Raw genomic sequence first — 12,113 nt, 5'->3', positions numbered from 1 at the left:
CTCCCCCCCTGCTGCGCAGGGTACCCTCCCCCGCGGAGGGGGGAGGGAGAGGCGCGCGGGTCGGAGGCCGTCCGGTGAACGACCTCACCCTCCCCCGCCCCGCCGAAACCGTCGCCGCCCCGACCGCCGCCGCCCCCCGGGCCCGGCGCCGCAGCCTCGCCTACCTCCAGGCGGCGCCGCTGGCCCTGGTGTTCCTGGTCTTCCTGGTGGTGCCGCTGCTGCTCACCGCCGTGGTGTCGTTCTGGGAGTACAACGAGTACGCGATCACCCCGGCGCTGACCCTGCAGAACTACGCCGACCTGTTCGACGGCTGCCTGTCGGCCGACCTCTGCACCACGATCCGGACCTATCTCTCGACGCTGAAATTCGTCGCCCTGACGCTGGCGATCACCCTGCCGCTGGGCTTCTCCATCGCCTACTTCCTGGCCTTCCACGTCCGCTCGGACACGGTGCGGATGGGCCTGTTCCTGCTCTGCACGATCCCGTTCTGGACCTCGAACGTGATCCGCATGATCTCGTGGATCCCGCTGCTCGGGCGCAACGGCCTGGTCAACGACACGCTTCGCAGCCTCGGGCTGATCAGGGCGCCGATCGAGGGCCTGCTCTATTCCGACTTCGCGGTGGTGCTGGCCTTCGTGCACCTCGACACGGTGTTCATGATCGTGCCGATCTTCAACAGCCTGGCCCGGATCGACCGGTCGCTGATCGAGGCGGCGCGGGATTGCGGCGCGTCCGGGTTCCAGACCCTGTGGAACGTGGTGCTGCCGCTGACCAAGCCCGGCATCGCCATCGGGTCGATCTTCGTGGTCACGCTCGTGATGGGCGACTTCGTCACGGTCGGCATGATGGGCGGCCAGCAGATCGCCAGCGTCGGCAAGGTGATCCAGGTGCAGATGGCCTACCTGCAGTTCCCGGCCGCCGCCGCCAACGCGGTGGTGCTGCTCGCCGCCGTGCTGCTGATGATCCTCGGGCTCACCCGGATGATCGACCTGCGCAGGGAACTCTGAGGATGGAGCTGTAGGATGGACCGGCCGCGCGGCTTCGCCTTCTACGGGCTCGCCGGGATTTTCTGCCTCTACGTTCTGTTCCTGTACGGGCCGACCCTGACGATCCTCACCCTGAGCTTCCAGGGCCCGTCCGGCGGCCTGACCTTCCCGATGAACGGGGTCTCGACCCACTGGTTCGCCAAGCTGTGGGAGGGGGTCGGCGTCGTCGACATCTGGGCGGCGCTGCGGCGCTCGCTGATGCTCGGGCTGGTGGTGATGGCGCTCACCGTCACCCTCGCGTTCTACGCCGGCCTCGCCTTCCGCAAGGGGTTCGCCGGCGCCGGCCTGGTCTTCGCCCTGGCGGTGTCGAGCCTGATCGTGCCCTCGATCGTGGTCTCCCTCGGGATCGGTCTGGAGTTCCGGCTGCTGGACGACGCGGTCAAGGCGCTGGCCGAGGCCACGGGCTGGGGATTCCTGCAGGACCACGGCACGTTCATGGGCCTCTTCACGTCGGCACTCGGGGCGCACCTGACCTGGACGCTGCCCTTCGGGCTGCTGATCATGTTCGCGGTGTTCAACCGGTTCAGCCCCGCCTACGAGGAGGCCGCCCGCGACCTCGGCGCCACCGGGGCGCAGACCCTGCGGCACGTGGTGGTGCCGATCCTGGCCCCGGCCCTGGTCGGCGTCGCCCTGTTCGGCTTCACCCTGTCGTTCGACGAACTCGCGCGCACCAGCCAGGCGATCGGCGGCCGCAACACCCTGCCGCTGGAGCTTCAGGGCCTGACCACCACGGTGACGACCCCGGAGATCTACGCGCTCGGCACCACCACGACGGCGTTCTCCGCCCTGGTGATCGGCACCGCGCTCGGTTTGACCGTGTGGCTGCAGCGGCGCCGGGCCCGGCGGGCGCTCGCAGGGCTGCGGCCGTAAGGGGGTCGGTTGGACGGGCGGTCTGTTGCCGGTTGAAGCGCGGCCCTTTCCCGGACGCCTGGCCCGGACGCCTGGAACGTCAGTGGACGGCGATCCGGGACCTCGCAGGCCGTGCGCCGCGCAAGCGGCACCATCGAGACGCGGCGTTGCCGCGAAGGGACGCCTCGCGTCGTCCTGTGCTGGGTCCCATTCTGCTGACGCCGCATGCGCTCGGGACAAGGGGCGACGCCCGCATGGCAACGCTCTGCGAGTCAGTTTTCGTGGAGCCGGCATCGGCGACCATCACGCGTCAAGCTTGGCAGCGTTCATCCGCTCGGCGTAGTGGGCGCGCAACGCGGCGAAGACTTCAACGGCAGGAATCGCCGGCCGGGCCGCCAATCGGCCTCGGGCATGTCGACCCGCGATGCTGCCAAGGTGCGAGCGACAGCGCACCGAACATTGCCAATCCGCCCCCATCCGTGTATGCGCACCGCGCGCCCTCCGACACCCTTGGAGGCAGGGGCGCACCGGGAAGGTCACAGCCGTCCGCGTCGGGCGGCTTTTTCGTTTTCCGGGTCCAGCCATCATTTGAAGGATCACGCCATGAGCGCAGTCAAGACGCTTGAGGCCGTGGCACGCGACCGGGTCGGCAAGGGGGCCGCCCGGGCCGTTCGTCGCCAGGGTCAAGTTCCCGCCGTCGTGTACGGAGGCGGCCAGCCGCCGCAATCCATCGCCATCGACCTCGTCCGCGCGCGGACCCTTATCTATGCCGGCGGGTTCAAGACCACGCTGTTCGAGATCAAGGCCGGCGGCAAGACCGTCCGGGCGATCCCGCGCGACTTCCAGCTCGACCCGGTCTCCGGCGTCCCGCTGCACGTCGACTTCCTGCGCGTCGTCTCCGGTCAGACCGTGACCGTCGAGGTGCCGGTGCACTTCGTCAACGAGGACGCGGCCCCCGGCATCAAGAAGCTCGGCGGCACCCTCAACATCGTCGCCCACACCCTGACCCTCGAGGTCGCCCCCGACCAGATCCCGGACGCGATCGAGGTCGACCTGACCGGCCGCCAGATCGGCGACGTGATCCACGTCTCCGACGTCAAGATCCCGGCCGGCACGCATACCGGCGAGCCGACCGATCCGGTCGCCAACATCGTGCCGCCGACCGTGCTGGGCGCCGAGGTCGAGGCCGAGGAGGCCGCGATCGCCGAGGCGCAGTCGGCCGAGGCCGCCGAGGAGAAGGCCGAAGAGGCCGCTGCCGAGGACGAAGAGAAGAAGGACGGCGAGGAGGCCTGAGCCTCGTCGCATCCCGCGTCGCGTCGAGAGCCCCGGTCCCCGCCGGGGCTCTCTTCGTTTCCGGGGAAGCACACCGCCAAGTTGAAGCACACGCCAAGTCCATAGGTTCCCAAAGGGCTCGGCCCTTTGGCGGGGTTCGGGGGCGGAGCCCTCGAGATGCCAGGGCTCTGCCCTGGACCCGCAAAAGGTCTCGACCTTTTGAAACCGGGACTTTTTCTACGGATACAGCCGCGCCCGGCTCCAGCCGTCGCCGGTCCGGGTGAAGCGGACTCGGTCGTGCAGGCGGTAATCGCCGTTCTGCCAGAACTCGAGCGACACCGGGGCGATGCGGAAGCCGGTCCAGTGCTCGGGCCGGGGGATCGGGCCGTCCTCGTAGCGGGCGGCGAGATCCTGCACCTCGGCCATCAGCGTGGCGCGGTCGACGAGCGGGCGCGATTGCCGGCTGGCGATGGCGCCGAGACGGCTCTCCCGGCGGCGGCTCTCGAAATAGGCATCGGCCTCCTCCGGCGTCACCGGCGAGACCGGCCCCCGGGCGCGGACCTGTCGGCGCAGGCTCTTCCAGTGCAGGACCAGGGCGGCCTGCGGGTTCTGCGCCAGCTCCTCGCCCTTGGCGGATTGGAGGTTGGTGTAGAACACGAAACCGTGCGCATCGAAGCCCTTCAGCAGCACCATGCGCACGTCGGGAAGCCCGTCCGACCCCACGGTGGCCAGCGCCATGGCGTTCGGATCCTCCGGCTCGGCGGCCTGGGCCTCGCGCATCCAGGCGTCGAACAGCGCGACGGGGTCGTCGCTGAGGGTAAAGTCCGAGGTCGGGGCAACCGCGCCGGCGCTCGGGTCATCGGTCCTTAACTGATCCACGGCAAGACTCCTGCCTGCCGCGTCCAGGGCCTGAGGGGGCCACCGACATCGGCATGTTCGGTCGAGCGGATAGCCCGTCGTGAGTCAGGTGTAATGCGGCGATGCGCGTGTAAAGAGCCAAGCCGACGGTTGCGCGCCCCTGTGGCGATGACGGCCGTTTCGCTGGCGATGCTCCTGTGCAGCTGCAGCCAGCCGCTGCTGGTGTTCCGCGGCGAGCCCGCTGCGGCGAACCCGCCCGTAGCCGAGGAGCCCGTGGTCACCGGCAGCATCGAGAAACGGCCCGCGAGCTTCGGCAGCGATCTCGGCGAGGAGGATTGGCGGCGCGCCCGGGCGGCGCTGTCGGTCGCCCTCGATCCGCAGGGTAACGGCCGGCCGGTGAAGTGGGACAACCCGGAGACCGGGCTGCACGGCGCGGTCAACCCGACCGGTCTGCCTTACGTGGCCGACGACCTGATCTGCCGCAACTTCCTGGCCTCGGTCATCGGCCCGGGCCGCAGCCGCTTCGTGCGCGGCACCGGCTGCAAGCCGTCCGGCGGCCATTGGACGCTCAAGCGGGTCCGGTCCGCCGCATCGGAGCGATCCTGATGCGCGCGCGTCGCTCCTGACGTCAGACGGGAGCGGGGCCGTGCAACCGGCAGCGTCGATCCCGCATGTCCCGCGCGGGTTTTGACGATCCCGCGTCGCGTTCGGAGCGTCCGTAGCGCTGTGAGCGACGCTTTCAGCGAGCGGGCGCCAATACGCATCCCCTCGCTCGGTGCGCGGGGAGAAGAGAACCCGCGCTTCGTCCAGGGTCTGCGAAGCCCCTCTCCTGCACGGGCGCAGGACTACCCCATCGGATAATGGGCCCGTCGCGGCCTGGGGAGGCGCTACGGACCCGTACGATCGCCGAAAACGGCTCGATCGGCCCGTGGGCCGAACCCGTCCTCAGTACGGGTAGCCGTAATACGGCCGCATGCGCAGGCGCGGCTGGGCGGCCGGCGGGGTGGCGGCGCGGGCGGCGGCCTCCGGATCGTAGGCGCGGATATACGGGTCCAGGGCGGGGTCGCGGTAATTGCCGTTGTTGACCCCGGCGGAGCGGTCGTTGCCGCTCAGCGCCGCATAGGGCGAGAGGCCGCTGCCGCTGTCGCCACCGCCACCACCACCGCCGCCCCAGGCGAAGGCCGCGCTCGGGAGGCCGATGAGCAGAGCCGCCGCCAGCGGCATCGTCAGCGTCTTGCGCGTCATGTCGTGTCTCCGCATCACATCCAACGGGCGAACCGTTCAGCCGATCCGCGAGTTCCCGAACGGCCCCGGGGATCACCGCGCGGCATGGTATCACGGCTGCGTAACGGTGGGTTATCGCGATGCGGTCGAGGCAGGCTCCCGCGTTCATCAACAGACTCCGCGCGGATTAACCGCTTAGCGCGGAGAACCTGCGACGAGACTTGTTTGATCGTGCTACGGAGCGATAGCATTCGTGCGTGCGACAACCGTATCGTCGGCTGTCTTCGCGCTTGTTCGGGAACTGGATTCGCGGTGAGCGTCGCTACGGGATTCGACACGCCGCACGGGTGCGCTTGATGGAGCGGGCGATCGGAGGCGCCGACGGGCCGGCCCCCGGGGTCGGCCGCGGGCCGGTCTGGCCGGAGCACCGGGCGGCCGCCCCGCGCCCGGTCCTGCTGCGGATCGCCGTGCGGCTCGACCGCCGGACCCTGCGCGGCTGGCACATCCGCCTCCTCGACCAGCTCGGACAGGGTCTTGGCCGGCGCGTCCGGGTCGCCTGGGTCGCGGGCGAGCACGGGCTGCCGCCCAATGCCGAGTTGCTGTTCCGCCTGGAGGCGGCGATCCACGGCCTGCCCCGGCCGGGCCTGGCCACGCCGGCCGAGCCGGTGGCGCTGGCCGCCTACGGGGCGGACGCCCCGGCGGAGGACTCCGACCTCGTCCTCGACCTGTCGGGCGCGCCGGACGATCCCGCCGTCACCGGCCCCCCGGTCTGGCGGCTCGATTTCGACGGGATGCCGGGCGAGGCCGGGCTGCTCGCCGCCCTGTTCGCCGGCAACGCGCCGGTGGCGGCCCTGCGCGGTCCGGACGGTGCCCCGGTGGCGGTCGGGCGCCTCGGCGCGGAATCCCACACGGTGATGCTGGCCGCGTTCGAGGATTACCTCGCCCGGACCATCACGCTGATCGCCGCTGCCCTGGACGGGGCCGCCTCGACGCACCTGCCGGACGGGTCCGGGGCGGCGCTGCAACCGGCGTCGCGCTTCGACCTCGACGGCCTCGGCGTCAGCCGGCGCGCCGCCGGCGGCCTGGCCCGGCAGGTCGCCCGCCGGCTCTACGCGCTCTGCTTCCACCGCCCGCAATGGCGGGTCGGATGGCGCCGCGTCGTCGGCCCGGACCTGATCGATCTGCGCCGCCACCCCGAGGGCGGCTGGACCGACCTGCCCGACGACGGGCGGCGCTTCTACGCCGACCCGTTCGCGATCGCGCATGGCGGGTCGGTCACCCTGTTCGTCGAGGAATTCGACTATCGCCGCGGCAAGGGCGTGATCTCGGCCCTGAGCTTCGATGCGTCCGGGCCGCGCGGCCGTCCGGAGCCGGTTCTGGAGCTCGACACCCACCTGTCCTACCCGTTCGTGTTCGAGGCGGACGGGGCGGTCTGGATGATCCCGGAATCCCACGCCTCGGGCACGATCGACCTCTATCGGGCGACCGCCTTCCCGGGGGGCTGGGTGCACGAGGCGGTGCTGGTCGACCACGTGGTGGCGGGCGACGCCACGCTGCTGCGCCACGAGGGGCGCTGGTGGATGTTCGCCACGGTCCGGGCGGGCGGGGGCAGCTATTCCGACACCCTCCACCTCTGGCACGCGCCGCATTTCCGCGGCCCCTGGACGCCGCACCCGCGCAACCCCGTGCTGATCGATGTCGGCTCGGCCCGGGCGGCGGGGCCGATCGTGGCCCGCGACGGCGCCCTGATCCGGCCGGTGCAGGATTGCCGCCAGGGCTACGGCGCGGCGCTCGGCCTCGCCCGGATCCTGCGCCTCGACGGGGACGGCTACGAGCAGCGCGTGGAGACGCGCCTCGGCCCCGGGGCGGCCTGGCCCGGCTCGCGCCTGCACATGCTGAGCGCGGCCGGCGGCTTCGAGTTCATCGACGGCTCGCGCCGGGCCAGGGCGCGGCTGCTGGGGTGATCAGGGCCACGTCGCCAGCGCCCGGATCGACCGCGCGCTTCCGGACCCGAGCAACGCTTCCAGTAGAGCCACGCGCTGGCCCGCGATGACGCTCTTGAACACAGCGACTGAACGCCGTGCGCGCCCTCGACTGACGAAGGTCGAAAATCTCAGCTGGTCGCGATCAAGCCGCGTCAGGATAGGCCGGACGGCACATCCATGCGCCGATGCAGGATGCGGATGACATCGATCCCGGCACCTGTCTGCCGGTAGACTATGACATGCGATCCGACCGCGTATCGAGATAGCCGGCGTGGATCTCGACGGTGCAGCCGACCTTTGCGCCGGTGGCAAGTTCGCCGGCCACGTCCACGATCCCCCGATGGTAGCGATCGGCCTGGTCCGGTGACCACAGCCCGAACGCGTAGCGCCAGATCTCTTCCCGGTCGGCACGTGCAAGGGGGGGGTGAACCGGGCGCCGGGGCTAGCGGCCATACACGGCCGGCATCGCCTGCAGGAACGCGGGACTGTCCAGTTCCTCCGCGGGACCGGACCGTTCCCCGGCGACAAGGGCTGCTCGAATCGCGGTGACCTTCATCTCATGCTCTTCGAGCAGGCGCAGACCCGCGCGAACGACCTCACTGGCCGATCCGTAGCGCCCGTCGGTGACCTGACGATCGATGAACCCGGCAAAATGGTCCCCGAGCGAGACGGATGTGTTCTTCGCCATGGCAGCCCCCTGATACCAGAGGATACCATATTTTGGTATCGGACGCGCAGGGTACCGGACGGCCCCTCATGAGCCCGCATCCCCGCCGACCGAAAAGCCCGCTTGTGCCGATTGGCACCCCCGCGCATCTCGCATCGCGGCGCCGCGCACGCTAAGCCGGGCCTGCGCCCACGAACCCGAAGCCATCCGCCGAGAAGACCTGCATGGCGAGTCCCGTCGAACATGCGAGTTTCCTGCCGCCGGTCCTGACCTTCCTGGCGGCCGCGGTGATCGGCGTGCCGGTGTTCCGGCTGATCGGCCAGAGCGCGGTGCTCGGCTACCTTGTGGCCGGCGTGCTGATCGGCCCGTCCGGCCTGTCGCTGATCGCCGAGCCCGAAACCGCGGCGAGCGTCGCCGAGATCGGCGTGGTGCTGCTGCTGTTCATCGTCGGGCTGGAGCTGCACCTGTCGCAGCTGGTCTCGATGCGGCGGGACATCTTCGGCCTCGGCGCGGCGCAGCTCGTGGCCTGCGCGCTGGTGCTCGGCGGCGTCGGGCTGGCCGCCGGGCTCAGCCTCGGGGCGGCCACGGTGATCGGCATCGCGCTGGCCCTGTCGGCCACCGCGGTGGCGCTGCAGCTCCTGGAGGAGCGGGGCGACCTCGGCAGCGCCTATGGCGGCCGCGCCTTCGCGGTGCTGCTGTTCCAGGACCTCTCGGTGGTCGGCATCCTGGCGCTGATGCCGCTGCTGGCCACGGCCGGCGGCGGGGCCGGCGGTCCCTGGCTCGGGGCGGCGGCGATGTCCACCGGCAAGGCGGTGGCGGCGATCCTGGCGGTGGTGCTGGTCGGCCGCTACGGCCTGAACCCGTTCTTCCGGCTGCTGGCGGCCAGCGGCGCCCGCGAGGTGCTGACCGCGGCGGCGCTGCTGGTGGTGCTCGGCACGGCGCTGCTGATGGAGCAGGTCGGCCTGTCGATGGCGATGGGCGCGTTCCTGGCCGGCATCCTGCTCGCCGAATCGAACTTCCGCCACCAGCTCGAGGCGGAGATCGAGCCGTTCCGCGGCATGCTGCTCGGCCTGTTCTTCATGAGCGTCGGCATGTCGATCGACGGCAGCCTGGTGCGGGAGGTCTGGCCGGCCCTGTTCGGGGCGACGCTGGGGGCGATCCTGGTCAAGGTCGCGCTGGTCGCCGGCCTGTTCCGGCTGTTCGGCTCGGACACGCTCGGGGCGCTGCGCGGTGCGGCCGTGCTGGCGCCGGCGGGCGAGTTCGCGTTCGTGCTGCTGCCGCAGGCGGAGGATCTCGGGCTCACCGGCCCGACGGCGACGCGCTTCGCGGTGGCGCTGGCCGCGCTCACCATGCTGATCGGGCCGATCGCCGCCAAGGGACTCGACAAGCTGATCGAGCGGCGCACCGCCCGCGGGCAGCCCGACGTGTCGGCGCCCTCCGCGGAGCTGGCCGAGAGCGGCGAGGCCCGGGTCCTGGTGATCGGCTTCGGCCGGTTCGGGCAGGTGCTGACCCAGGTGCTGCTCGCCGAGGGCATCCCGGTCACCGTGATCGACAAGGACGTGGAGCAGCTGCGCGCGGCCTCGCGCTTCGGCTTCCGGATCTATTACGGCGACGGCACACGGCTCGACGTGCTGCGCGCCGCCGGGATCGGCCGGGTCGAGCTGGTCTGCATCTGCGTCGACGACCGCGCCGGGGCGCTCAAGATCGTCGACATCGTGCACGAGGAATTCGCCAGCGTGCGCACCTTCGTGCGGGCCTACGACCGCCTGCACGCCGTCGAGCTGATGAACCGGGACGTCGACTTCCAGATCCGCGAGACCGCGGAATCCGCCCTCGCGTTCGGGCGGGCGGCACTGGAGGGGCTCGGCCTGTCCCCGGACGTGGCCGCGGCCCGGGCCGAGGACGTGCGCAAGCGCGACATCGCCCGCCTGGTGCTGCAGCAGGCGGGCGCCCTGCCGGACGGCGCCGGCTGGATGCGCGGCGCCGCCGCGGGGCTGAAGCCCGAGCCGCTGACCGAGCCGGTCCGCCCGGCGCGCGCCTTGAGCACCGAGACCCGCGACCTGATCGGCAACGACCGGCGCGAGGCGGCCGAGCGGGTCCTGGACAAGCCCGCCCTCGCCCCGCAGGAGCCCGACGCGCCCGGAGCCGACGGCGAGGGTGAGGCCGAGGGCGAGCCGGAATCCGAGCTGGAATCGGAAGGCAGCGCCCGGGATGCATGAGCGTCCCGATGCCTGACGGCCTGCCCCCGGCCCCGGCGGGCCGGTTCGTCAGCGGCTCGATCCTCCGGCACGTGGTCGTGATGGCCGCCACCGGCTCCGTGGGGCTGATGGCGATCTTCGTGGTCGACCTGCTGTCGCTGTTCTACGTCTCGAAGCTCGGCGCCCCGAACCTCACCGCGGCGATCGGCTTCGCGGCGATCGTGCAGTTCTTTGCCACCGCGGTGAATATCGGCCTGATGATCGCCGCCGGCGCGCTGGTGGGCAAGGCGGTGGGCGCGGGCGACCGGGCGGCGGCACGGCGCCTGTCGAGCTCGGCGCTGGGGTTGGGGAGCCTGGCCGCGGCCGTCATCGCGGCGCTGATCTTCGCCCTGTCGGACCCGCTGCTGAGCCTGATCGGCGCGCGCGGCGAGGCGCTGCGGGTGGCGGGGCTGTTCCTGGCCATCACGCTCCCGTCGAACCTGCTGCTCGCCGCCGGCATGCTGTTCACCGGCCTGCTCCGGGCGGTCGGCGCGGCCCGGCAGGCCATGCTGGTGACGCTGGCGGGCGCCATCGTCACCGCGGCGCTCGATCCGCTGCTGATCTTCGGCGCCGGCCTCGGCGTCGAGGGCGCGGCGATCACGGTCTGCGTGGCGCGGGCGACCTTCGTGGCGGTGGGCCTGCGCGGGGTCATGCGGCACCATCTGCTCGGCCTGCCGCGGGTGGCCGACATGGTCGCCGATGCGCCCGTGCTGGCGGCGGTCGCCGGGCCGGCGGTGCTGACCAACCTCGCGCCCTCGGTGGCGAGCGCCTTCCTGGCCCGGCTCTTTGCCGGCTACGGGGCAGACGCGGTGGCGGCCGCCGCCGTGATCGACCGGCTGACCCCGGTGGCCTTCGGGGGCCTGTTCGCCCTGTCGGGGGCGATCGGCCCGATCCTGGCGCAGAACTGGGGCGCGGGCCGGTTCGACCGGATGCGCGGGGTGCTGCGCGAGGCGGTCCGGGTGACGCTGGTCTACGTGGCCGTGGTCTGGCTGCTGCTGGCGCTCGCCCGCGAGCCCCTGGCGTCCCTGTTCGGGCTGCAGGGCGTGGCGCGCGACCTGTTCGGCTTCTTCTGCCTCGCCGGCGGGGCGATCTGGTTCTTCAACGGGCTGCTGTTCCTCGGCAACGCCGCGTTCAACAACCTCGGCTTCCCGGTCCGCTCGACCCTGCTGAACTGGGGCCGGGCGACGCTGGGCACCGTGCCGCCCGCGATGCTCGGCGCCGCGCTCTACGGCCCGCGCGGGGTGGTCGCCGGGATGGGCCTCGGCTCGCTGGTCTTCGGCATCCTCGGCATCCTGCTCGCCCGCCGCACCGTCGACCGGCTGGAGGCGCGGGGCGGGCGCGTGCCGCAGCCGCAGCCGGCGCAGAACGCCCCGCCGCTGCCGGCCGGCCACCCCCATCCCGGGCCGGTGAGCTGAGCCCGGAGGCGCCCGGTCCGGCGCGGAATACCGCCCGATCGTCCGGGGCGGGCCGATCTGAGCACAAGTTCCTCTCGCGGGAACTGGTATTTCGCCGCGCAACCGGTCACCATGCCCCGTCTCGGCCGGTTCGACCGGGACGGGGACGAGGCGTCATGTTCAACCCGCTCGAGATGTTCCAGGCCCAGGGCGAGGCCGGGATCCAGGCGATGGCCCAGCAATTCGGCCTGAGCCCCGAGCAGACCGCCCGCGCCTTCGAGGCCTTGATGCCGGCCCTGACCCTCGGGCTCCAGCGCGGCGCCGGCCTCGACCCGAGCAGCTTCGCCCGGATGTTCGGGATGCCCGAAGCCGCCCGCGCCGCCGCGCCCCAGGGCCTCGAAGCCCTCACCCAGATGTTCGGCTCGGCCCCGCTGATGCAGGCGGTGCTGCGCCAAGCCTCCGCCACCAGCGGCGTCGGCGCCCAGGTGCTGCGCCAGATGCTGCCGATGATGGCCGGCGCCGTGGTGACGAGCATCGTCCACGTCATGCTCAACCCGCCGCAGGCCGAGCCCGCGCAGGCC

The 12,113-nt window shown here is 71.9% G+C and carries 12 protein-coding genes; 8 read left to right on the top strand and 4 right to left on the bottom strand.

What is annotated here, in order from left to right; translation table 11 throughout:
• Positions 1-74 precede the first annotated feature (74 nt).
• The 3 genes from FV242_RS29620 (at position 75) to FV242_RS29610 (ending at position 3,188) form a co-directional block, all read left to right on the top strand.
• The gene (locus FV242_RS29620; RefSeq protein WP_147941419.1) at positions 75-1,007 is read left to right on the top strand and encodes an ABC transporter permease; all 933 of its coding nucleotides are present in this window, start codon (positions 75-77) and stop codon (positions 1,005-1,007) included.
• Between the two features lie 15 nt (positions 1,008-1,022).
• On the top strand, positions 1,023-1,916 hold the full coding sequence (locus tag FV242_RS29615) for an ABC transporter permease (RefSeq protein WP_147856256.1): 894 nt from the start codon (positions 1,023-1,025) through the stop codon (positions 1,914-1,916).
• A 582-nt stretch (positions 1,917-2,498) separates the two neighbouring features.
• Positions 2,499-3,188, top strand: a complete 690-nt coding sequence (locus FV242_RS29610; RefSeq protein WP_147908443.1) for a 50S ribosomal protein L25/general stress protein Ctc — start codon at positions 2,499-2,501, stop codon at positions 3,186-3,188.
• Between the two features lie 216 nt (positions 3,189-3,404).
• Here FV242_RS29610 and pdxH read toward each other — a convergent pair whose 3' ends face one another.
• Positions 3,405-4,046: a pyridoxamine 5'-phosphate oxidase gene (gene pdxH / locus FV242_RS29605; protein ID WP_147941418.1), complete on the bottom strand. Its 642-nt coding sequence runs from the start codon at positions 4,044-4,046 to the stop codon at positions 3,405-3,407.
• 93 nt (positions 4,047-4,139) lie between these two features.
• On the opposite strand from pdxH, the gene FV242_RS29600 reads away from it, so the two are divergent.
• Positions 4,140-4,631, top strand: a complete 492-nt coding sequence (locus tag FV242_RS29600) for an RT0821/Lpp0805 family surface protein (protein WP_246692151.1) — start codon at positions 4,140-4,142, stop codon at positions 4,629-4,631.
• Between the two features lie 339 nt (positions 4,632-4,970).
• Here the strand turns inward: FV242_RS29600 and FV242_RS29595 are convergent, their stop codons facing one another.
• On the bottom strand, positions 4,971-5,270 hold the full coding sequence (locus tag FV242_RS29595; protein WP_147899151.1) for a hypothetical protein: 300 nt from the start codon (positions 5,268-5,270) through the stop codon (positions 4,971-4,973).
• 335 nt (positions 5,271-5,605) lie between these two features.
• Between FV242_RS29595 and FV242_RS29590 the strand changes: the two genes are divergently transcribed.
• Positions 5,606-7,213 carry a formyl transferase gene (locus tag FV242_RS29590; protein ID WP_147941417.1) on the top strand — a complete coding sequence of 536 codons (1,608 nt, stop codon included), beginning with the start codon at positions 5,606-5,608 and terminating at the stop codon, positions 7,211-7,213.
• A 173-nt stretch (positions 7,214-7,386) separates the two neighbouring features.
• Here FV242_RS29590 and FV242_RS36410 read toward each other — a convergent pair whose 3' ends face one another.
• A complete protein-coding gene (locus FV242_RS36410) occupies positions 7,387-7,605 on the bottom strand; it encodes a type II toxin-antitoxin system RelE/ParE family toxin (RefSeq protein WP_246692948.1) in 219 nt (72 codons plus the stop codon).
• Positions 7,606-7,676: 71 nt separating this feature from the next.
• On the bottom strand, positions 7,677-7,922 hold the full coding sequence (locus FV242_RS29580) for a type II toxin-antitoxin system ParD family antitoxin (protein WP_147941416.1): 246 nt from the start codon (positions 7,920-7,922) through the stop codon (positions 7,677-7,679).
• A 203-nt stretch (positions 7,923-8,125) separates the two neighbouring features.
• Here FV242_RS29580 and FV242_RS29575 point away from each other — a divergent pair, with 203 nt between their 5' ends.
• The 3 genes from FV242_RS29575 to FV242_RS29565 form a co-directional block, all read left to right on the top strand.
• Positions 8,126-10,120 carry a monovalent cation:proton antiporter-2 (CPA2) family protein gene (locus tag FV242_RS29575; protein ID WP_147941415.1) on the top strand — a complete coding sequence of 665 codons (1,995 nt, stop codon included), beginning with the start codon at positions 8,126-8,128 and terminating at the stop codon, positions 10,118-10,120.
• 8 nt (positions 10,121-10,128) lie between these two features.
• Positions 10,129-11,553, top strand: a complete 1,425-nt coding sequence (locus FV242_RS29570; protein ID WP_147941414.1) for an MATE family efflux transporter — start codon at positions 10,129-10,131, stop codon at positions 11,551-11,553.
• 155 nt (positions 11,554-11,708) lie between these two features.
• The coding region (locus tag FV242_RS29565; protein WP_147941413.1) for a DUF937 domain-containing protein at positions 11,709-12,113 on the top strand (405 nt) is incomplete at its 3' end.

Source organism: Methylobacterium sp. WL64 (genome assembly GCF_008039945.1).
Taxonomy (GTDB): Bacteria; Pseudomonadota; Alphaproteobacteria; order Rhizobiales; family Beijerinckiaceae; genus Methylobacterium.
This window is presented reverse-complemented; position numbering and strand designations above follow the sequence as displayed.